General features: G+C 73.0%; 15 protein-coding genes. 6 read left to right on the top strand and 9 right to left on the bottom strand.

What is annotated here, in order from left to right; all coding sequences use genetic code 11:
- Positions 1-12: 12 nt before the first annotated feature.
- From OIE69_RS24330 to OIE69_RS24350, 5 genes are all read right to left on the bottom strand, one after another.
- Positions 13-1,929, bottom strand: coding sequence for an LCP family protein (locus OIE69_RS24330; protein WP_326575583.1), 1,917 nt, complete (start codon positions 1,927-1,929; stop codon positions 13-15).
- Between the two features lie 205 nt (positions 1,930-2,134).
- Positions 2,135-3,793, bottom strand: coding sequence for an LCP family protein (locus OIE69_RS24335; RefSeq protein ID WP_326575584.1), 1,659 nt, complete (start codon positions 3,791-3,793; stop codon positions 2,135-2,137).
- Between the two features lie 54 nt (positions 3,794-3,847).
- Positions 3,848-5,653: an LCP family protein gene (locus OIE69_RS24340; protein WP_326575585.1), complete on the bottom strand. Its 1,806-nt coding sequence runs from the start codon at positions 5,651-5,653 to the stop codon at positions 3,848-3,850.
- Positions 5,654-5,773: 120 nt separating this feature from the next.
- Positions 5,774-7,012, bottom strand: coding sequence for an LCP family protein (locus OIE69_RS24345; protein ID WP_326575587.1), 1,239 nt, complete (start codon positions 7,010-7,012; stop codon positions 5,774-5,776).
- A 130-nt stretch (positions 7,013-7,142) separates the two neighbouring features.
- A complete protein-coding gene (locus tag OIE69_RS24350; protein ID WP_326575589.1) occupies positions 7,143-7,895 on the bottom strand; it encodes a TIGR03089 family protein in 753 nt (250 codons plus the stop codon).
- Between the two features lie 116 nt (positions 7,896-8,011).
- Between OIE69_RS24350 and OIE69_RS24355 the strand changes: the two genes are divergently transcribed.
- From OIE69_RS24355 to OIE69_RS24365, 3 genes are all read left to right on the top strand, one after another.
- A complete protein-coding gene (locus tag OIE69_RS24355) occupies positions 8,012-9,592 on the top strand; it encodes a peptidoglycan recognition protein family protein (RefSeq protein WP_326575591.1) in 1,581 nt (526 codons plus the stop codon).
- Positions 9,593-9,656: 64 nt separating this feature from the next.
- A complete protein-coding gene (manB, locus tag OIE69_RS24360; protein WP_026251107.1) occupies positions 9,657-10,739 on the top strand; it encodes a mannose-1-phosphate guanylyltransferase in 1,083 nt (360 codons plus the stop codon).
- 93 nt (positions 10,740-10,832) lie between these two features.
- Positions 10,833-11,810: a DNA-3-methyladenine glycosylase family protein gene (locus OIE69_RS24365; RefSeq protein ID WP_392567562.1), complete on the top strand. Its 978-nt coding sequence runs from the start codon at positions 10,833-10,835 to the stop codon at positions 11,808-11,810.
- A gap of 392 nt (positions 11,811-12,202) precedes the next feature.
- Here the strand turns inward: OIE69_RS24365 and OIE69_RS24370 are convergent, their stop codons facing one another.
- The 3 genes from OIE69_RS24370 to OIE69_RS24380 are packed head-to-tail and all read right to left on the bottom strand — an operon-like array spanning position 12,203 to position 15,010.
- Positions 12,203-13,471: a coenzyme F420-0:L-glutamate ligase gene (locus tag OIE69_RS24370; RefSeq protein ID WP_392567675.1), complete on the bottom strand. Its 1,269-nt coding sequence runs from the start codon at positions 13,469-13,471 to the stop codon at positions 12,203-12,205.
- A 32-nt stretch (positions 13,472-13,503) separates the two neighbouring features.
- On the bottom strand, positions 13,504-14,475 hold the full coding sequence (cofD, locus tag OIE69_RS24375; RefSeq protein ID WP_326575596.1) for a 2-phospho-L-lactate transferase: 972 nt from the start codon (positions 14,473-14,475) through the stop codon (positions 13,504-13,506).
- 25 nt (positions 14,476-14,500) lie between these two features.
- Positions 14,501-15,010: a cysteine dioxygenase gene (locus OIE69_RS24380; protein WP_018559706.1), complete on the bottom strand. Its 510-nt coding sequence runs from the start codon at positions 15,008-15,010 to the stop codon at positions 14,501-14,503.
- Between the two features lie 601 nt (positions 15,011-15,611).
- On the opposite strand from OIE69_RS24380, the gene OIE69_RS24385 reads away from it, so the two are divergent.
- From OIE69_RS24385 to OIE69_RS24395, 3 genes are all read left to right on the top strand, one after another.
- A complete protein-coding gene (locus tag OIE69_RS24385) occupies positions 15,612-15,875 on the top strand; it encodes a WhiB family transcriptional regulator (RefSeq protein WP_018559705.1) in 264 nt (87 codons plus the stop codon).
- A 210-nt stretch (positions 15,876-16,085) separates the two neighbouring features.
- Entirely contained in the window at positions 16,086-19,856 is a 3,771-nt protein-coding gene (locus OIE69_RS24390; protein WP_326575600.1) for a glycosyltransferase, read from the top strand.
- Entirely contained in the window at positions 19,853-21,334 is a 1,482-nt protein-coding gene (locus OIE69_RS24395) for a DUF5719 family protein (RefSeq protein ID WP_326575602.1), read from the top strand. Before OIE69_RS24390 ends, OIE69_RS24395 begins: the two co-directional genes overlap by 4 nt.
- Positions 21,335-21,383: 49 nt before the next feature.
- Here OIE69_RS24395 and OIE69_RS24400 read toward each other — a convergent pair whose 3' ends face one another.
- The gene (locus OIE69_RS24400) at positions 21,384-21,836 is read right to left on the bottom strand and encodes a metallopeptidase family protein (RefSeq protein WP_018559702.1); all 453 of its coding nucleotides are present in this window, start codon (positions 21,834-21,836) and stop codon (positions 21,384-21,386) included.
- Between the last annotated feature and the right edge of the window lie 260 nt (positions 21,837-22,096).

The following is a 22,096-nucleotide window of genomic DNA, read 5'->3' on the forward strand; positions in this document are numbered from 1 at the left end:
GGGGGTGGACCCCTACCAGTTGTAGTAGGGGTTCACCTTCATGCACGCCGAGTCGTCGGAGGCGTTGAGCGCGCTCGCGCTGTCCAGCACCTCCTTGGTGTCGGTGCTGCTGGCCGCCGGGTACGTCGCTCCGGCCGTCCAGTCGGCACCGATCACCAGCGTGATGCCCTCCGCGGAGGAGGACTTCTTGACCACGCCGGTGGGCAGCTTCAGCGCCTTCGCCACGGCCAGGGCGTTCGCCTTGTCGTCGTCGCTCGCGTAGGTGATCGTGCTGCCGGACTGCGACTGCGGCGTGGAGTCGGACTCGGCCTGCGTGAAGCCCAGCGTCTTCAGCTTCTCCGTGACCGTGCCCGCCCGGCCGGACACGGCGGGCGTCGAGGCGCTGCCGGTGCCGTTCTGGACCGTCACCGCGATCTCGTCCTTGGGCGAGGGCTTCGCGGTCGTGGCGGACTTGTCGGCCTTCTTCTTCTTGGAGGCCTTGCCGTCCACGGCCTGGTCGTTGCGGAGCAGCGTGAAGAGCTTGGTCGCCGCCCCGGTCGGCACGACGTGCGCGGTCGGGTTCTGCGGGTCGGCGCCCCACGGCATCGTCGTCATGGTGATGCGGTCGGTGGGCACGCCCTTGAGGTTGTTGCCCAGGTCGTAGAGCTTCTTGACCGTCCCGAGGCCGGTGTCGACGGTCACCGCCTTGGTGGCGGCCTCCGCCAGACCGGTCAGCTTGCCCGGGTCGCTGAGCTTCGTGCCCGACTTCAGCTGGCGCACCATCGCGTTCATGTACATGTGCTGGGCGTGGGTACGGCCGATGTCGCTGCCGTCCTCGAAGCCGTGCCGGGTACGGAGCCACTGCAGGGCCTGCTGGCCCTTGATGGTGTGGTCGCCCTTGGTGAGCTTGAGCCCGGACTTCTTGTCCCAGACGTTCCCCAGCACGCAGACCGGGACGCCGCCGACCGCGTCGGCCATGGAGACCACGCCGGCGAAGTCGATCATCATGAAGTGGTCGATGGATATGTCGGTGAGCTTCTCCCAGGTGGCCACGGTGCAGCCGGGACCGCCGTGCTGGAGGCTCGTGTTGATCGTGTCCGTCGTGGTCTCGGGGTAGACGCGCCCGTCGTCCGGGTCGGTGCACTTGGGGATGGTGACCCGGGTGTCGCGCGGGATGCTGACCACGGTCATGTTGCTGCGGTCCGCGGAGACGTGCAGCAGCATCTGGACGTCGGCGAGCGGCTTGCGGTCCGCGTCGGCCTTGGCGCCGCCGAGCTTCTGGTTCGCCTTGGAGGCCCGGCTGTCGGAGCCGAGGAGGAGGATGTTCAGCGGCGTCTGGCCCGCCGCGTTCGCCTTGCTCTTGGCGGCCTGGCTGTCGCCGAGGTTGAGCGCGTCCTTCTTGATGTTCGCGTTGAGGTGCTGGTAGTACGCGTAGGCGGCGCCGGCCGTGCCGAGTATCGCCACCGACGTGACGATCGCCACCCAGCGCAGGGCGCGCCTCTTGCCCTTCTTGCGGCGGCGGGTGCCGCGGCGGCCGCCGCCGTCGTGGTCGTCGTGCCCGTCGTCGTCCGCCCCGTCGCCCTGCGTGGCGGTCAGGGTGCCGGTGGACGCCCCGTCGTCACCCTCGTGCCCGTAGTCCTCGTAGCCGCCGTACTCGGCCCCGTGGCCGTCGTCGCCGTAGCCCCCGGTGTCGTAGCCCGCGGCCTCGCGGCCGGGCTGCTGGTAGGGCGCGTACGGCTCCTGCGGCGGGTACCCGCCGCCGTGCTGCGGCTCCTCGGGGCGGTAGCCGCCGCGCTGCGGCTGCTGCGGGACCGTCGGGTGCGGGTGGCCGGGCTGCTGCGGGATGTACGGCTGCTGCCCGTGACCGTTCCCGTACGGAGAGTCGCCCCATCCGGGTTCGTGAGGATCGTAGGGGGCGTTTCGCCCTCCGGGGATGCTGCCGTGGCGCATGTGGGCCCTCCCATGACGCGCTGGTCACTACGGTCACCGGCTGCGCCGCGGCGCTCGGATCGTGGGTGATTGTCAGCTGTGCGACTGCCAAAGTCCTGTGGGACCGGAACAGCCCTGCTCGCGAATGGTTGGAGGTCACGATACATAAACCGCGACGGGGTCAAGGCTTTGGTTTCTTATCGGCTGTGTAAAGCGATCGTGCGCACTACCCCAAATCGGGATCCCAGCGATATGGCCTGTACACGTCCATGCAGGCTGAATCATTCGCTCCGTTAAGGGCCCCGGCGCTCTTGGGCAGCGTTCCGTCGTCGTCGGCGGCACCCTGGAAGACCGTTCCGTCGCGCCAGTCGGCGCCCACGACGAGTGTGACGGAGCCGACATGTGAGGATTCCTTCACAACTCCGGCGGGGAGCTTGAACACCTTCGCCACGGCGAGCGCGTCCGAGCGGCCCTGCGCACCCTGGGCGGCCGGGTACTCGATGACGGTGGCCGCCGACGGCTGCGCCGTGCCGACCGCCTCCGCCTGACCGAAGCCGGACCGGACCAGCGTCTCGGCCAGGACGCCCGCCCGGCCGTTTACCGGGGTGCCCGCGGCGTCGCCCGCGGTGCCGTTGACCACCGCGACCGGGACGTCCGCGGCGGGCCGGGCGGCCGGCCCGGACTCGACGGGCTTCTTCTCCGCCTTCTTCTTCCCCTTGTCGTCGAAGGGGAGGTCGTGGACCAGCCGCGACCACACCTTGGGGGCGGCCACCGGGTCCGGCATGTAGTGCTGGTCGTTCTCGGTGTCCGTGACGGGCGGCATGGTCAGCATCGTGATCCGGTCCGACGGGACGCTCTTGAGCTGCATGCCGAGGTCGAAGAGCTTCTTCGGGGTGCCTATCTCCTCCGAGACCTGCAGCGCGTTGGTGGCGGCCTCGGCGAGGTCCCCCAGCCGTCCGGCGTCGGTGAAGACGTTCTGCGAGCGCAGTTCACGCACCATCGAGTTCATGTACATGTGCTGCGCCCGGGCGCGCCCGAGGTCGCTCTCGAAGGCGTGCCGGGTGCGCAGCCACTGCAGCGCCGTCTTGCCGGTGATCTTCTGCGCGCCCGCCTTCAGCTTCAGCCCGGAGCCGCCCGGCTGCTGCGGGGTCGGGTGGTCCCACACGGGCTGGTTCAGGCAGACCTCGACGCCGCCGACCGCGTCGGCCATCTTCACCACACCGGCGAAGTCGATCGTCATCCAGTGGTCGATGTAGACCTTGGTGAGGTTCTGCACGGTGGCGAGCGTGCAGCCGGGGCCCCCGCGCATCAGGCTCTCGTTGATGATCGCGTGGGTCGTGGCGGCGAACTTCCTGCCCGTCTCCGGATCGGTGCACTCCGGGATCGGCACCCGGGTGTCGCGCGGGATGCTCACCACGGACATGTTGCTGCGGTCGGCCGAGAGGTGGAGCAGCATGATCACGTCGGCGCGGGGCGGATCGCCCTTGGTGTACTTGGCGCCGCCCAGCTTGAGGTTCTCCGCGGAGTTACGGCCGTCGGCGCCCAGCAGCAGGATGTTCATCGCGTTCGTCGGCGCCTTCGCCACGTCGCTGTCGCCGCTGTTCCGCTTCCCCTTGCGGATGTTGTCGCTGAGGTGCTCGTAGTACGCGTAACCGGCCCCCGCCGTCCCGAGGATGAGCACCGCGAGGGTGACGGCGGTCCACCGGACGACACGGCGTCCGCGGCGCTTCGGCCGCTGGCCGCCCGGCGGCCCGTCGCCCTCGTCCGCCGGGTCCGTGTGCGGGGTCCGCCCCGTGTCCGCGCCCCGCCGCGCCGCCCCGTCCCGCGGGTGGTCGTCGTAGAGGCTGTCGTCCCAGCCGAGATCGCGCACACGACTGTCCGTCATCGTCCGGTTCCCACCCCTGATACCCCTGTCGACCCTGGTGCCCGTAACGGGCGGCTACTTGGCACACACGCTCTTGTCGTCCGCCTCGACCTTCTGGATGCCCTCGGGCGCCTTCGTCGGCGTGGCGATCGGCGTGCCCGCCTGCTTGAAGTCCTTGCCCAGGGTGAGCGTCATGTTGGCGCGCGGCGCGGCGTCCTCGGTGCCCTGCTTGAGCGCGGAGGCCGGCAGCCCCATCATGGCGGCCAGCCGGCGTGCCTGGTCGGCCTGGTTGGGCGCGTACTCCAGCGTCGTCTTCTTCACCTCGGCGGGCGCGTTGCCGCCGTTGGTGGAGCGGCTGACACCCTCGTCGTTCTGCAGCCAGTTGACGGTGTCCTGGGCGGCGCCGAAGACCCCGCTGCCGTTCAGCACCTCGACCCGTACGTCGATCGGGTCGGCCTTGGGGCCCTTGAGCCTGGCCGCGTCGGACGCCTTCTGCTTCTTCTTCACCTCGGTCAGCGAGACGTCGTCCCTGACCATGCTGAACAGCTGCGGCGCCTTGGTCTCGTCCAGCACCACCGTGGTGTGCACCTTCTCGGCCGGGTTGTCTATCACCGGCACCGTCGCGAAGGTGATGTTCTTGGTGTCGACCCGGCTCAGGTCCTTGGCGAGCTCGCTGAGCTTGGTCACGCTGCCGATGCCGGTGTCGACGGTGAGCGCCTTCGTCGCCGTGTTCGCCAGCTTGAGCAGCTTCGTCGGACTGGTCAGCGTGTCGCCCGACTTCATCGTGCGCATCATCGAGCTGAGGAACTGCTGCTGCAGTTCGATGCGGCTCAGATCGCCGCCGAAGCCGACGCTGTGCCGGGTGCGGACGAAGGCCAGCGCCTGCTCGCCCGCGACGGTGTGCCGTCCCTTGGCCAGCTTCAGGTGCGAGTCCGGATCGTCGATGTCCTTGGCCAGGCACACCTCGACGCCGCCGACCGCCGTCGACAGGTCCTTCACCGCGTCGAAGTTGGCCATCATGAAATGGTCGGGGGTGATGCCGGTCAGCGCCTTGACGGTGCGCATCGTGCAGCCCGGGTCGCGGCCGTACTGGCCCAGGCTGGTGTTGAAGCGGACGTCGCTCTCCGCCGGGATGATCTTCGTGGAGCCGTCGGGCTGCTTCGTCGGGCAGTCCGGGATGTCGGTGATGATGTCGCGGGGGATGCTCAGCGCCGTCGCGTTGGAGCGGTCCTTGGAGACGTGGAAGAGGATCGTGGTGTCGGCGTGGCCGACGTTGGCCGAGTCGCCGTACTTGCCCTTCAGGCCCTTGCGGCTGTCGGTGCCGATGACCAGGATGTTGACCGGCCCGGTGGACGTGGCGTTCTTGGAGCCGATGCCCGGGTCGATCGTGTTGATGTTGCCGTTGAGCTGCTGGTACAGCGCGTAGACGCCGATGCACGCCGCGATGACCACGACCCCGAGCGTGCCGGCGGTCCAGATCAGGGCCCGCTTCTTGGCCGACTTCCGCGCCTTGGGGCGGCGCCGGCTGGTGCGTGCGGCCGCCCGGCCGCCGCCCTCGCCCCTGGCGCCGCCGGCGGCACGGCTGCCGCCCGCCGCACGGCCGTTGCCCGCTGCCCGCCCGGCGCCCGCCGTACGGCCGCCGTCGGCGGAGCGGCCGCCGGCCGTGCCGTGGCCCTCGTCCTCGGCGCCGGAACGGCCCTGCCGTGCGCGGCCGCCGCCCTGCGGCTGGACGCGCTGGGCCCGCCGGCCCGTCCCCTGTGCGGGAACGCCTCGCTCCGGCTGCTGCGGCGGGTCCAGCCGCAACTGGTAGCTGCCCGTCTCGGGATCGAAAACCCACTGATCCGCCGGGTCGACGTGCTGCCTACGGCCTTGCGTGTCCACGGTCGATCGAGTCCTCCGTCTCGGCCGCTGCAACAGGCCGGATCGCTCACACTAACCCCACAGTTCAGCGTCTACGTCCGCGGCTGACAAATTCCGCTCCCCTACAACTGGACAAACTGTTCAATCCCCGCTGCCGTCGCACACATCGCGATCGGCGGTGGTGCCGCGGTACGAGGGGGAGGCGCTCGCCGAGCTTGACGGTGTGGGAGATGCCGGAGGGGCGGTGGAGGTTCCGCCGTCCGTCGGGCGGGCGGAGCCCGAAGCGGAGTCCTCGTCCCCCTCGACGGTCACCTGCCCGTCCCCGCGCAGGGTCGTGAACAGCTCGTCCGCGGCGGGCTGCACCAGCTCGTCACGGTTGGGGTCGGCCGTGTAGGGGCGCCGCGGCACGGTGAGGAAACGCACCTGGTCGGTGGGCGTCTTGCGCAGGCTCTGCGCCAGTTCGTACAGCTCGGCCAGCGAGTCGAGGCCCTCGTCGGCGGTGAGCGAGGAGGTCGCGGCGTCCAGCAGCGGGTAGAGCTTGGTGGGGTTGAGCAACACCCCCGTGGAGTCGACCTTCTGCACCAGGGAGGCGAGGAACTGCTGCTGGCGGTCCATCCGCTGGGTGTCGCTGCCGTCGCCGATGCCCTTGCGGGCCCGGACGTAGCCCAGGGCCTGCTCACCCTTCAGCACCTGCCGGCCGGCCTCCAGGTCCAGGTGCGCGTCCTGGTCGTGCACGGCGTGCGGGACGCAGACCTCGACGCCGTCGACCGCGTCGACCATCTTCTTGAAGCCGTTGAAGTCCACCACGAGGTGGTGGTCGACGCGGATCCCGGTCAGCTTCTCCACCGTACGGATCGCGCAGGCGGTGCCCCCGAACTCGAACGCCCAGTTGAACTGGGCGAGCTGGGGGCCGGTCATGCTGCCGTCGGACCGCCGGCAGGAGGGGATGTCGACCATGAGGTCGCGCGGCAGGCTGACCGCCGTCGCGCTCTTCCGGTCGGCGGCCAGGTGCAGCAGTATCGCCGTGTCCGAGCGCTGGGTGCCGGTGTCCTGACCGTACTTGCCGTTGCCGTCGCCGCGGTTGTCCGAACCCAGCAGCAGGATGTTCTCGGCGGTGGTCGCCTCGGGCAGCACCTTGGGCCGCTCGGACTTCACCCGCATCAGTTCGTGGGCGGTGTCCGTGTCCGTCCGGATGTTCCCGTCGAGCTGCTTGTAGAGGTACCAGGAGACCCCCGCCCCGGCCAGCAGTACCAGGGAGACGACCACGGCGAGGACGCGCAGCCAGGTGCGGCGGCGCTTCCTCGGCGGGGCCGCGGCGGGAGGGGCGTCCTCGCCGGGAGGGGTGTCCTCGGCTTCCGGCGAATCGGCTGGCGTGGTCACGTCCGGGCCCGTCCTTACAGGTGCTGCTGATGATCAGGTCACCTATAAAGACCGTTCAATCCCGCCCTCGGTTGTGCGGAGTTGTTCAATTCCGTCCGAGACCGCCGGGGACGGCGGGCCGGGCGCCCGGCTACGCCGTGTGGGTCACCCGCTCGCTCTCCCGGCGTTTGTCCAGGTCGGCGGGGGGCAGCCGGTCCAGATTGCGGCAGAGCACCACGGAGGCGCCCGCCGCCAGCGGCGCCAGCAACCCGGCGGCCAGACCGTCCCAGTCGTCGTACGAGCGGCCCGACAGCAGCCGTGCCCCGGCCGTCAGCCCCAGGGCGGCGGCGGACGCCCGGGCCCGCCCGGTCACCTCCGCGCCGGTGAGCTCCTCCCCGCCCGGCAGCTCCAGCGCCGGCGCGTCCGCGTCCACCGGCGCGTACGGGACGAAGCGGTCGCCCTGGGAGGGCACCTCGACCGCGTAGTCGAGGAAACCATCCGGTGGTTGCGGGAAGCGGCCGCCCAGCGGGCGCAGCGCCAGCGCGACCCGTTCGCCGGAGCAGGCGCGGGCCTCCTCCAGCGTGTCCGGGCCGGACACCACGAGGTCGGCGCGGCCCGGGTCGCCCCCGGGCACCACGACCACGCCGGTGGAGAAGCAGGCGAGCACCCATACCGCGGTCTGCCAGTGCGCCGGCAGCAGCAGCGCCGCCCGGTCACCCGGCTGGGCGCCCAGTTCTTCCTGGATGAGGTTGGCGGTCTTGGCCACCCAGTTGCCGAAGGTGGCCACCGACAGTTCGACGCGTTCACCGGTGGCGTCGTCGTAGAAGGTGACCAGGGGCCGGGCGGGGTCCGCCGAGAGCGCGGAACGCAGCAGGTCGGCGGGTGTGCGGGCAGTCGATGTCACGCGGCCCAGGCTACGTCAGGCGGCGGCGTCACGGGCGCCGCTGATGGCCCGGCAGAAGAGGACAGTCCGTCAGATCCCGGCTGCGCGTTCTGAGGCCTTATGTAACTGTTCTTCCCATGCGTGCACTTCTTGCGACGTCGATCTCCGCGGCGTGCATGGCTGCCCTCGCCCTGCCGCTCGCCTTCCCCTCCGGTGCCACCGCCACGGTTCACACGCCGGTGCGGGCGGCCACCCCCGACACGTCCCCCGGCGCCACCCGAACCCTCCCCCTGGCCCCGCTCGCCACGTCCGGCCGTGTCATCGGCGCCCCGCTCTCCCAGGGGCTGCCGGCCCGCGCCGTGCGGCCCTTCTCCATGATCGGCATCACCTGGGACGACGTCGGCACCGACCTGCGGGGCACCGTCCAGGTCAGGACCCGCGCCACCGGCACCGGCACCTGGTCGAAGTGGCGCACCGTCGAGGCGCACAGCGACGACGCCCCCGACGCCGGCTCGTCCGAGGGCTCGGCCGCCGCGGTGCGCGGCTCGACCTCCCCGCTGTGGGTCGGCCGTTCCGACGGGGTCGAGGTGCGGGTCGTGCCCGAGGCGCCCGCCGGCGGCAGGCGGGGGGTGCAGCCGGGCCTGCCCAAGGGGCTGCGGCTGGAGATGGTCGACCCCGGGGACGAACCGGGTGACGGTCTCGGGGACGGCCCCGGCGGCGACCTGAGCGGCGACCTGGGAGGCAGCTACCTCGACCCCGACGCCGCGTTGGACCCCGGCCCAGCCGGCCCGGGGGGCGGCGTCCCGCACGGTGACGGTACGACAGACGGCCCCGACGGCGGCGGCGCCTTCCCGGGGGAGCCCTCCGGCGGCGATCCCGCCGAGACTGACGGCCCCTCCGGCGGTGACCCCTCCGGCGGTGACCCCTCCGGCGGTGACCCCTTCGACGGTGTCGGCCCCAGCGAGGGCGGCTACCCGCTCGGCGGCAGCCGGCAGGACGGCACCACCACCGACAACGCCGCGGACCCGAGCGACGACTCGGGCACCCCGGTCGAGTCCCCCTTCGTCCCCGCGCTGAGCCGGTCCCAGACCGAGGCCGTCACCGGGCAGCGCTTCACCGGCGGGCGCCCCCGCATCGTCACCCGCTTCGGCTGGGGCGCCGACGAGCAACTGCGCAGCGAGGACTCGGAGCTCACCGACGCCGTCAGCGCGATCTTCGTCCACCACACCGCGACCGGCAACGACTACGAGTGCTCCGACTCCCCCTCGGTCATCCGCGGTATCTACCGCTACCACGTCAAGAGCAGCGGCTGGCGCGACATCGGCTACAACTTCCTCGTCGACAAGTGCGGAAACATCTACGAAGGCCGCAGCGGCGGCGTCTCCAAGGCCGTCTTCGGCGCGCACACCCTCGGCTTCAACGAGCACACCATGGGCATCGCCGTGCTCGGCGACTACTCCGAGGAAGAGCCCAGCCGCGAGTCCCTGTCGGCCGTCGCCGGGCTCGCCGCCTGGAAACTCGGAATTTACGGCCACAACCCGGAGGGCATGACATATCTGGTGTCCGGAGGGAGCAACAAGTACCCGAAGGGTACGCGGGTCCGCATGAACGTCATCTCGGGCCACCGGGACGGATTCGCCACGCAATGCCCAGGAACGGAGCTGTACGACGATCTCGGCATCATCCGCCGCACCGCGGCGGGGCTCCAGGGCCGCTGATCGCACCCTGCATAGGATTGGCCGCTCATGCGTTCGGCCCGCCAGGAAGCGGAGACAAAAACAGGTGACTGAAGCGATCCTCTTGGTCGGCGGCAAGGGCACCAGGCTGCGCCCCCTGACGGTGCACACCCCCAAGCCGATGGTCCCCGCGGCCGGTGTCCCGTTCCTCACCCACCAGTTGGCCCGGGCACGCGCGGCGGGCGTCGAGCACATCGTCCTGGCGACCTCCTACCTGGCCGAGGTCTTCGAGCCGCACTTCGGCGACGGGTCCGCGCTGGGGCTGCGTCTTGAGTACGTCACCGAGGACGAGCCGCTCGGCACCGGCGGCGCCATCCGCAACGTCGCCGACCGACTGGACTCCGCGCCCGGCGACCCGGTCCTGGTCTTCAACGGGGACATCCTCACCGGCCTCGACATCGCCGGCCTCGTCGCCACCCACCGGGACTCGGGCGCCGACGTCTCCCTCCACCTGACCCGGGTCGAGGACCCGCGCGCCTTCGGACTCGTGCCGACCGACGCCACCGGCCGCGTCACCGCGTTCCTGGAGAAGCCGGAGACGCCCGAGGAGATCGTCACCGACCAGATCAACGCGGGCGCCTACGTCTTCGACCGTTCCGTCATCGACTCCATCCCCACCGGCCGCGCCGTCTCCGTCGAGCGTGAGACCTTCCCCGGTCTGCTCGCCGACGGCGCCCATCTGCAGGGCATGGTCGACTCGACGTACTGGCTCGACCTCGGCACCCCGCACGCCTTCGTCCGCGGCTCCGCCGACCTCGTCCTCGGCCACGCGCCCTCCCCGGCCGTCCCCGGCCGCTGCGGCGAACGCCTCGTCCTGGAGGGCGCCCGGATCGCCGACGACGCCAAGCTGACCGGCGGCACCGCCGTCTCCGCGGGCGCCGTCATCGGCGCCGGAGCGGTCGTCGAGGGCAGCACGATCCTGGCGGGCGCCGTCGTCCACCCCGGTGCGACCGTCGTGGACTCCCTCATCGGCGCCGGCGCGGTCATCGGCGAGCGCACCGTCGTCCACGGATCGGTCATCGGCGACGCAGCGCACATCGGCGCCGGCAACGAACTGCGGCACGGCGTGCGCATCTGGTGCGGCGCGGTCATCCCGGACGGCGCGGTCCGCTTCTCCTCCGACCAGTAGCCGCCGCGGGCCCGGCCGGTGGGCGCACGCCGCCCACCGGCCCGGAAAACCGGAAGCCCGGAAGCCCGGCGGGGCACGCCGTAGGCTCGGGGGGTGCACCCCGAGCAGACCCGACTCCTCCGCGCCGCGGCCGGCCGCGTCCCCGGCCCCCGCACACCCGGCCGCACCCGCCGCTGGACCCCGCGTGGCCCCCTGGACCTCGGCCTGACGCTCGGCCCCCTGCGCCGCGGCCCCGGCGACCCCGCGTTCCGCGTCGGCGCCGACCGCGCGGTCTACCGCGCCTCGCGCACCCCCGAGGGCCCCGGCACCCTGCGCATCGCCCGCCCCTCCGGCGGCGAGATCGAGGCCGAGGCCTGGGGTCCCGGCGCCGAGTGGCTGCTGGACCGCCTCCCCGGCCTGCTCGGCGACGCCGACGACCCCGACGCCTTCACCGCCCGGCACCGCGTCGTCCACGAGGCGCACCGGCGCAACCCCGGCCTGCGGCTGACCCGTACCGGCCTGGTGCTGGAGTCCCTGATCCCGGCGATCCTCGAGCAGAAGGTCACTTCCGACGAGGCCTACCGCTCCTGGCGGGTCCTGCTGTGGCGCTTCGGCGAGCCCGCCCCCGGCCCCGGCGAGGAGCTGCGCATGCGGGTCATGCCCGACGCCCGCGGCTGGGCGATGATCCCCTCCTGGGAGTGGCACCGCGCCAACGTCGACGGCAAGCGCTCCGCCGCCGCGGTCCGGGCCGCCAGTGCCGCCGCCCGCATGGAAGAGGCCACCACCCTCGCCCCCGCCGACGCCCTCGCCCGCCTCCAGGCCGTCCCCGGCATCGGGCCCTGGACCGCGGCCGAGACCCTGCAGCGCAGCAACGGCGACCCCGACGCGATCACGGTCGGCGACCTCCACCTGCCGCACACCGTCGGCTACGCCCTCACCGGTGCCCACCGCTCCGACGACGCCGTCATGCTCGAACTCCTCGAGCCCTACGCCGGCCAGCGCCACCGCGCCGCCCGCCTCATCCTCCTCACCGGCCGCCGCCCCCCGCGTCGCGCCCCGCGCATGGCACCGGGCAACATCGTGCCGCTGTGACGGAGCCCGCGAGGCGCACCGGGGTCCCGCCGCGTCCGCCGCGTCACCAGGTTCCTCCGAGGATGCCCCGGCCTTTCAGGCCGGAGAGGAACCGGACCCCTGCGGAGCAGGGCAGGAGAGAGGGGTTTCGCCCTCAGGTCGAAGGACCGTCGGGTGGCGTGTGCGTGGTGCCGAGCGGGAACCAAGCCGGCGCGACGGCGCGTTGCGAGAACCAAGCACGAGCCGTCCATCTCGAACGGTGCCATCGTGTCGGCGATCGCCTCGTCCAGCCGGTCGGCGGCTGCCCGCGGCGGACACACGGTGATGCTCATACCCGCCATGGGCACGTGAGATCACGTCGCGCGGGCGGGGGGCCGCCCCATTTTCGGTGGTGAGGCGATCTCCGCCCGCCCTCAGCGCACCTCGATGAACGCCTCCGCGCTCCGCCCCGGCCGCTCCTTCGGCGGCACGGCGGGCCGGCCGACGGCGACGGCACCCATCGGGTCCCAGTCCTCCGGCAGGTCCAGCACCTCGCGCACCACGTCGCGGCAGAACATCGTGGACGACACCCACGCCGACCCCAACTGCTCGCCGGCCAGCGCCACCAGGAAGTTCTCCACGGCCGCGCCCATGGCGACCACGAACATCTCGCGCTCGGCCGCGGACCGCCGCGGGTCCGGGTAGTCGTGCGCCCCGTCCGCGACCAGGCAGGGCACCACCAGGTACGGCGCCTTGCGCAGGACGTCGCCGCGGCGCACCCGCTTGGCGACGGACTCCTCGCTGCGGCCGTCGCGGCGCAGGTCCGCGATCCAGGCGTCGCGCATGGCGTCCAGCAGGCGGACCCGCGCCGGTTCCGACTCCAGCAGCACGAAACGCCACGGCGTCGTGTGGTGCGGCGCCGGCGCGGTGACCGCGAGGGCCACGGCGCGCCGTACGGCCGCGCCGTCGACGGGCTCGCCGGTGAAGTCGCGGATCGTGCGCCGCAGGGAGACAGCCTCGCGGACGGCCTCCGAAGTGCCCAGCCGGAACATGTCGTTGGCGGCGGGCCGGACGAGGGCGCGGCCGCCGTCGCCGTCGTCCCGCGCGGGCAGCACCAGGCGGTCCAGGCCCCGGACCACGGCGACGGGCGATCCGGTGGACTTGCCCTTCACCAGGTCCCCGGCCGCGGCGAGTTCGTCGGCCAGGGCCGTGACGGTGACGGCCAGTTCGTTGCCGTGCGAGTCGGTCCCGCCCCGCAGGTCGTCCAGCACGCGCAGCCCGGCCGCGCCGACCGCGACATCGGTCAGACCCTCCCGCCAGGGCCGCCCGAAGGTGTCGGTGACGACCACGCCGACGTTGACGCCGAGCGCTTCCCGCAGCCCCGCCCGGATGGCGCGGGCGGAGGCGTCCGGGTCCTCGGGCAGCAGCAGCACCGTGCCGGGGGCCGTGTTGGAGGCGTCCACGCCGGCCGCGGCCATGACGAAGCCGTGCCGTGTCTCCACGATCCGGGTCGGCCCGCGCCGCGCGACCAGCCGCACCGTCTCGGCGTCGATCGCCGCCTCGCGGTCGGCGGCGCGCAGGACGCGCCCCTCGGCCTTGCTGACGATCTTCGAGGTGACGACGAGGACGTCGCCGTCGGCCAGCTCCGGCGTGCTCGCCGCGACGAGCTTGGCGAGGTCGGCGCCGGGCTCGACCTCGGGCATGCCCGTGACGGCCCACACACGATAGGAGGCGATCACGCCCGCACCTCCCCGGCCAGCGTCAGCGCCTCGCGGGCCATCGCGGCCGTCGCGTCCAGGTCCGTCATCATCAGGGGCACGGCCCGGCAGCGGATGCCCGCGGCCTCGACCTCGTCCACCGACCCGGCGTCGACGGTGTCGACCAGCCAGCCGTCCAGCAGCCCGGAGCCGTAGTGGGCGGCGACCGCCGCCGCCGTGGACTCCACGCCGACCGCCGCCAGCACCTTGTCGGCCATGCCCCGCACCGGGGCGTCGCCGACGATGGGGGACAGGCCCACCACCGGTACGCCGGCCTCGGCGATCGCCTCTCGGATGCCGGGGACGGCCAGGATCGTGCCGACCGACACCACCGGGTTGGACGGCGGGAAGAGGATGACGTCCGCCTCGCCGATCGCCTCCAGTACGCCGGGCGCGGGCTTGGCGCCCTCCGCGCCGACCGGCAGCACCGCGTACGCCGGGACGGAGGCCCGCAGCCGCACCCAGTACTCCTGGAAGTGGACCGCCTTGCGCCCGCCGCCGGGGCCCGCGTCCGGGTCGTCGACGACGACGTGCGTCTCGATCCGGTCGTCGGTCATCGGGATCAGCCGCACGCCCGGCTTCCAGCGCGCGCACAGCGCCTCGGTGACGGCGCTGAGCGGGTAGCCCGCGCCGATCATCTGGGTACGCACGATGTGGGTCGCGAAGTCGCGGTCGCCGAGACCGAACCACTCGGGCCCCACGCCGTAGGCGGCCAGTTCCTCCTTGACCGTGAAGGTCTCGTCGGCGCGGCCCCAGCCCTGTTCCTCGTGGATCCCGCCACCGAGGGTGTACATGACGGTGTCGAGGTCGGGGCAGACCTTGAGGCCGAACAGGTGGATGTCGTCGCCGGTGTTGCCGATGACGGTGATGTCCGCCTCCGGCGCCGCCGCCTGCAGGCCGCGCAGGAAACGGGCTCCTCCGATGCCGCCGGCCAGTACCACGATTCGCATGCGGACAGTCTGACAGTCCGCCGCGTCAGCCAGCGAACGTCCCCTTCGCCGCCGGCTTCCCGGAGGTGCAGGCGTAGGGGGTCATCTCCGTCAGGCCCGGGAAGTAGACGTGCAGGCTGACCGCGCCTTCCAGGGAGTCGTTGACCACCTCGTGGACGTATCCGGGGGCGAACACCCGCTGGTGGCCCGGCAGGAGTGAACGGCGGGTCTCGCCGTTGCCGCCGAGGGCGCGCTCCGTCAGTTCGCCGTCGAGGACGGTCAGCACGCCCGAGGAGCGGCCGTGGTCGTGCAGCCCGCTGCCCTGGCCGGGCACCCAGCTGAGCAGCCAGACCTCGTACCCGGGTCCGGTCTCCAGGCGGTCGTACCAGCGGGTGGTGGCGTCGTAGCGGACGCGCGGAGCCCAACGGGCGCGGTCCGCCGCGATCGTGCGGGCCAGCCCGGCGAATTCCGCGACGGTGACGGGGTAGGCGGGAACCGGCGGGAGGAGGTGGGGGATGGCGAGGGGGTCGCCGGCGATCGAGACGTCGCTGTTCATGGGTGCGGGAGTTCCTACGGGATGAGGAGCGTCAGGCATGCGCATGAGGCTGTGCGGGCTGGGAAGGGTCCTTCGGACAGGTCCTTCAGCGGCAACAGCTGGAACAGCGACAGTGAGCTTCCACGGCACGACGGAACTCGCCGAGGCGGCAGGTCCGGGTAGGCGCGTGGGTCACTGGCATGCGCCCTAGCACACCGGGTCCTCGGCGACCTGTCAACTTGATGTCGGGTTTGTCGTAAATCTTTCACCTGATCCGGCTATTCGGCGTGGTGAAAGGTTTGTGCACAGAAGGCCCAGGAAAAGTGCCGACGCAACCACACGGGTACGCAGGAACGTCTCCTCGTGAAACGTCGTTGTGTTTTCGTGATCGCATCGTGATCGCCACCCTCGAGGGGCGTCGACCGCGGTTGACGTATGCGGACGTTTGGGCTGATTTACACACTTTCTGTCAGGCCTTGGTTCCGCAGGGTGAATAACGGGCCCAATAGCAGATCTCGGCTTGACTGGCCCGTATCGGCACACTTGTAATTTCACTCGTGTCGTTCGACCGTCGCAGGTAACGGCAACATCACGGGGACGCGAAAACAGACGAGGGGCGCGCATGACCGAGCTGTTCCAGCTGTTGCTGGCCGAAGAGGCCGACGAAGAGCTCGGGTGGCAGGAGCGCGCGCTGTGCGCGCAGACCGACCCCGAGTCCTTCTTCCCCGAGAAGGGCGGCTCCACCCGCGAGGCCAAGAAGGTCTGCCTCGCCTGCGAGGTCCGTTCCGACTGCCTCGACTACGCCCTCGCCAACGACGAGCGCTTCGGCATCTGGGGCGGCCTGTCCGAGCGCGAGCGCCGGCGGCTGAAGAAGGGTGTCGTGTAGCGCCCGTCCCCGGCACCCGGCCGGCGACCGTACGGCACCCCATGGGGGCGATCGCACGGCACCCGCCCGGTTCGCGTCCGTCACGGCAGGCTTCGTCGGCATATGTGCCCCGGACCCGGAAGGGCCGCCTCCCGCAACCGTTAGTGTGGGGGCCCGTCCGAGACGCCCAAGGCGTCGTCCGAAGTCCAGCGAACCGGGGCCCGAACCTCGATGTCCGTGAACAGTTCTGCCGGGACTCAATACGCCGCCCAGGCACCGGAGTTCCCGCGCCACGTCGTCACCGCCGTGCTCGTCGCCCACGACGGCGCCCGCTGGCTGCCCAACGCGCTCTCGGGTCTGGTCTCCCAGGACCGCCCGGTCCAGGACGTCATCGCCGCCGACACCGGCAGCGCCGACGACTCCGCCCGGCTGCTCGCCGAGAGCCTCGGCGACCACCGCGTCCTGCACCTCGCCCGCCGCAACGGCTTCGGCGCCGCCGTCGACGAGTGCGTACGCGCCGCCGAGCCCCTGACCGCGGAGCAACTGCCCTACCTGGGGCGGCGCAGCAGCTGGGACCCGGCCACCCGCACCTGGAACGACGACGCCTACGACGAGCCGGACCAGCCGCACGGCGAACCCGTGCAGTGGCTGTGGCTCCTGCACGACGACTGCGAGCCCGCCCCGGACGCCCTCCTCAACCTGCTGAGGGTCGCCGACGCCTCGCCCTCCGCCGCGATCATCGGCCCCAAGCTGCGCAGTTGGTACGACCGGCGCCAGCTGCTGGAGGTCGGCGTCTCCATCGCCCGCAGCGGCCGCCGCTGGACCGGGCTGGAGCGCCGCGAGCAGGACCAGGGCCAGCACGACCAGGTCCGCCAGGTGCTCTCGGTCTCCAGCGCGGGCATGCTGGTGCGCCGCGACGTGTGGGAGGACCTCGGCGGGTTCGACCGCCGGCTGCCCCTCATGCGCGACGACGTCGACTTCTGCTGGCGCGCCCAGTCCGCCGGCCACACCGTGCTCGTCGCCCCCGACGCCGTCCTGCGGCACGCCGAGGCGGCCTCCCGCGAGCGCCGCCCCGTCGACTGCGCCGGCCGCTCCGCCGTCAACCCGCACCGGGTCGACAAGGCGGGCGCCGTCTTCACGCTGCTGGCCAACACCCGCGGCGTCCAGCTTCCGTACGTCTTCGCGCGCATCGTGCTCGGCACCGTGCTGCGCACCCTGGCCTACCTCGTCGGCAAGGTCCCCGGACAGGCCGTCGACGAGATCACCGGCCTGCTCTCGGTCCTGCTGCGCCCCGGCCGCCTCCTCGGCGCCCGCCACCGGCGCTCCCGGGCCGTCGTCCCGCCCTCCGAACTGCGGCCGCTCTTCCCGCCGCCCGGCGCGACCGTACGGGCCACCGTCGAGCAGGTCGTCAGCAACGTGTCCGGCCGCGCGGCCGCCGACGCCTCCTCCGCCGGACGTCACGGCGGCGGGCTGGAGTCCGGTCCCAGCGGTGGCGACGACGACGGCGAGTACATGGACGTCGAGCAGTTCGCGCTGCTCAAGCGCATCGCCCGGCAGCCCGCCCCGATGCTCTTCGCCGTCCTGCTGCTCTTCTCCCTGATCGCCTGCCGCGCACTCCTCGGCGGCGGCGCCCTGTCCGGCGGCGCGCTGCTGCCCGCCGCCACCGACGCCTCCGACCTGTGGGGCTCCTACCTCGGCGGCTGGCACGCGCTCGGCGCCGGCAGCACCGAGACCGCGCCGCCCTACCTGGCGATCGTGGCCACGCTGTCGAGCATCCTGCTCGGGAGTTCCGGCCTCGCCCTGACCGTGCTCCTGGTCGCCTCGGTGCCGCTCGCGGGCCTCAGCGCCTACTTCGTGTCGCGGCCGCTGGTCGACTCCCGGCTGCTGCGCGCCTGGGGCGCCGTCGCGTACGCCTTCCTGCCCGCCGCCACCGGCGCCCTCGCCGGCGGCCGGCTCGGCACCGCCGTCCTGGCCGTCCTGCTGCCGCTGATGGCCCGCGCCGCCGTCTCCGCCGCGGGCCTGCGGATGTCCGCCGACGCCGTCGAGCGCGGTCTGCGACCCGGGTGGCGCGCCGCCTGGGCGGTCGCGCTGCTGCTGACGATCACCACCGCGTTCACCCCCATCACCTGGCTGATCGCACTGGTGCTCGTCGGCGTCGCCATCGCCACTCGCGTCGTGCGGGGACAGGGCCGGCTGCTCGTCCCGCTGGCCATGCGGGCCCTGGCCGTCCTCGGTGCCCCCCTGGTGGTGCTCGCGCCCTGGTCGCTCGGGCTGCTCACGCACCCCCGGCGCTTCCTGGACGAGGCCGGCCTGCCGTTCGGCGCCAAGTCGGCCACCGCCACCGACCTCCTCCTGATCAACCCCGGCGGCCCGGGCGCCGCCGGCGGCTTCCTGCTCGCGGGCATCGTGCTGGCAGCGCTGGCCGCACTGGTGCGCGCCGAGCGCCGCTCGGCCATCGTCACCGCCTGGGCGGGCGCCCTGACCGGCCTGGTCTTCGCGGTCCTCGCCAACACCACCGCCTGGGCGGGCCCGGCCACCCTCGTCTACGGCTTCGCCCTGCTCGCCGCGGCCGCGGTCGGCGCCGAGGGCGCCAAGGAGCGGCTCGCCGCCTCCGGCTTCGGCTGGCGCCAGCCGGTCGCCGCGCTCGTCGCCCTGGCCGCCGTGCTCGCCCCGCTGGCCGCCGCCGTGGGCTGGATGGCCGGCGGCGCCGACGGCCCGCTGGAGCGCCGCGACCCGACCCAGGTGCCGGCCTTCGTCGCCGAGGAGAGCACCACCCGCGACCAGGCCCGCACCCTCGTCGTCTCGGGCACACCCGCCCGCGTCTCGTACGCCCTGGTCCGGGGGGCCGGCGCCCGCCTCGGCGACGCCGAGATCGCCGCCGCGGACGGCGACGACGCCCGGCTCGCCAAGATCGTCGGCAACCTCGTGGCCGGCTCCGGCGCCGACCAGGCCAGCCAGCTCGGCGGCTACGCCGTCCGCTACGTCCTCGTCCAGAGCGGCGCCCCGCGCGAGGTGAGCCGCACCCTCGACAGCACGCCGGGCCTGTCCCGGCTCAGCCAGGACGACGGCAGCGCCCTGTGGCGGGTGGACGACGACGTCGCACGCGTCACGATCGTCGATCCCTCCGGCAACGGAGAGGACGGCGGCTCCGGCGCGGACGGCGGCACGGGTGAGGACGCCGACACCCCCGCCGGCCCCGTGACGGTCGCCTCCGGCAAGGTCGAGGCCCACACCACCATCCCGGCCGGCGCGGACGGCCGTGTGCTGCGCCTCGCCGACCGCGCCGCCCCCGGCTGGACCGCCACCCTCGACGGCAAGGAGCTCACCGCCACCACCGTCGACGGCTGGGCCCAGGGCTTCCGGCTCCCCAGCAGCGGCGGCCGGCTCGACCTCGTCTACGACGACCCGTTCACGCACACCGTGTGGCTGTGGGTCCAGGGCTTCCTCGGCCTGGTGCTCGTCGTCATGGCCCTGCCGGGCCGGCGCCGCGAGGTCGACGACGATCTGCCCGACGCGGAGGCCGTGCCCGTGGCGGCGGCCGCCGCCGACATCCCGGCGCAGGGCGGCGCCGACGGCCGCCGCGCCCGCCGGCTGCGCGCCGCCGCCGAGGCCGAGGGGGAGGCGGACGAGGCCCCCGCCGAACCCCGGGCCGCCGAGCCCGCGCAACCCGAGCAGGCCGAGTACGCGCAGTACGCCGAGTACGACCCGTACGCCGCCGCCCCCCAGCAGGACGACCCGTACGGCCAGGAGCAGTGGGCCGCCGACTACCAGAGCACCTACGGCTACGAGCAGCCCGCCCAGCCGCCGCAGGAGCAGGTCTACGACCCGTACGGCTACGGGGAGCAGGCCCAGCAGCCCGGCTACGACCGGCAGGGCTACGAGCAGCCCCAGCAGCCCCAGCAGCCGCAGGGCTACGACGCGTCGTACGCCCCCTACGGCACCTACGACACGGACGCGTACGACACGGACGGCTACCGCCGCGACGGGAGCAACCAGCAGTGAACCGCAGCACCCTCTCCCTGATCGGCGTCACCGCCGCCCTGGCCGCGGTCGCCGGCGTCGCCACCGTCACCGGCGCGGGCACCCCGGACGCGGCGCCCGCGGTGAGCGCCGCGCGGCTGCCCGTCGAGCGGTCCACGCTGGCCTGCCCGGCGCCGTCGGACTCGGACTTCGCCTCGACCACGTACACCGCCTTCACACCCAAGGGCGACTCCGCCGGCTCGGGAGGCACCGCCGCCCTGCTGGCCGCCGCCGGCCAGGACGGCAAGGCCGCCGCCAAGCGCAAGCCGGTGGCACCGCTGAAGGAGGCCGGCAAGCCGGTCACCGCGGTCACCGAGACCGCCGACGCGCCCGCCCTCATCGGCACCGCCGACGGAGCGCTCGCCCCCGGCTGGACCGTGCAGCAGACCACGGTCGTCGACGCCGGCCCGGCCCGGGCGGTGCTCGGCACCTCCTGCGCCGTGCCCGACAGCGAGTTCTGGTTCCCCGGGGTCAGCACCGGCGCCGACCGGCAGGACTACGTCCACCTGACCAACCCGGACGAGAACTCCGCCGTCGTCGACCTCCGGCTCTACGGCGACAAGGGCGAGGTGAAGACCAGCACGACCGACGGCATCACGGTGCCGCCGGGCGCGACCGTCCCCGTCCTGCTCTCCACGCTCACCACGGAGAAGTCCGACGCCCTCACCCTGCACGTCAGCGCCCGCAGCGGCCGGGTCGGCGCCACCGTGGAGGCCGAGGACGCCAAGGCCGGCGGCGACTGGCTGGCCGCCTCCACCGACCCCGCCCCCGGGGCCGTCATGCCCGGCATTCCCGGCGACGCCTCCGATGTGCGCCTGGTGGTCTTCGCGACCGGCGACAGCGATGCCGACCTGAAGCTGCGGCTCGCCTCCTCGGGCGGTGAGATCACCCCCGCCGGGCACGAGACCGTCCACGTCAAGAGCGGTATGACCAGCGCCGTCGACCTCGGCGACCTCACCAAGGGCGAGGCCGGCTCACTCGTGCTGAGCCCGACCGACCCCTCCGACGAGGCCCCCGTGGTCGCCGCCCTGCGGATCACCCGCGGCAAGGGCGCCAGCCAGGAGACCGCCTTCCTGCCCGCCACCGCTCCCGTCGGCGACCGCGCCAGCGCAGCCGACAACCGCACCAAGGGCTCGACGCTCGCGCTCACCGCGCCGGAAGGCGACGCCACCGTGCGCGTCGTCACCTCCGCCTCGACGAAGGGCGGCGAGCCCGTGACCAAGGACGTCCCGGTCAAGCGGGGTACGACGGTGGTCCTGTCGCCGCCCGCCCCCTCGGAGGGCAAGGGCGCCTTCGCCGTCACGGTGGAACCCGCCTCGGGCGGCCCGGTCTACGCCTCCCGGATGCTCGCCCTGCCGGAGGGCGGCGTCCCCATGTTCACCATCCAGGCGATGCCGGACGACCGCGGTCTGGTCGCCGTCCCTGAGTCCGAAGAGGACCTGTCCATCCTGAACCGCTGACGGTTCCCGTGCGGCGGCCCCGGGCGGCCGCACGCCGGTGCGGGGAGGCCTAACCCTCCCCGTACCGGGGGTCGACGTTCTCCGGCGACAGCCCGAGCAGCTCGGCCACCTGCTCCACGACCACGTCGTGCACCAGCAGGGCCCGCTCCTCGCGGCTCTTGGCCCGGATCTCCACCGGCCGCCGGTACACCACGATGCGGTGCGGGTCGCCCTTCTGCCCGCCGAGCAGGCGCCCCAGCGGCACCCCGTCGTCGAACCGGCCGTCGGCCGCGGCGCCGTCGGCACCGTTCGGCGGCCAGGGCACCTCCTGCACCGCGAACTCCACCTCCGCCAGTTGCGGCCAGCGCCGCTCGAGCCGATCCGCCGCGTCGCGCACCAGGTCGTCGAAGGCGTCGGCGCGGGTGCGTGCCAGGGGCACCTGCGGGGGCGCGATGGGGCCGCGCATGCCGCGGCCGTGTCGGTCGCGGCGGCGCTGGCGCGGTGCGGGCGAAGGGGTGTCCATCACCTCTGAGAGTAGCCGTCGGGAGCCCCGGTCATGCGGCTCCGTGACCGCTGCCACCACCACGGGGGACGAGGACCGGACATCCCCGTCGATGTCGCAGAATGTACGGTCGCCGACCCCCTGCGCCCGCGCGATTTTCCTGCCGCGACCGCTTCGCCGATCGCTCTTGGCATCATTTGCGACGTTTGGTGATCGGTGCCGCCCGAGGGGCGCTCGCACATTTCCGGCCCTTTGCAGGTCAGGTGTGTTGGGCGCAGGTC

Origin of the sequence: Actinacidiphila glaucinigra (genome assembly GCF_035918135.1) — a bacterium.
GTDB classification, from domain to species: domain Bacteria; phylum Actinomycetota; class Actinomycetes; order Streptomycetales; family Streptomycetaceae; genus Actinacidiphila; species Actinacidiphila glaucinigra.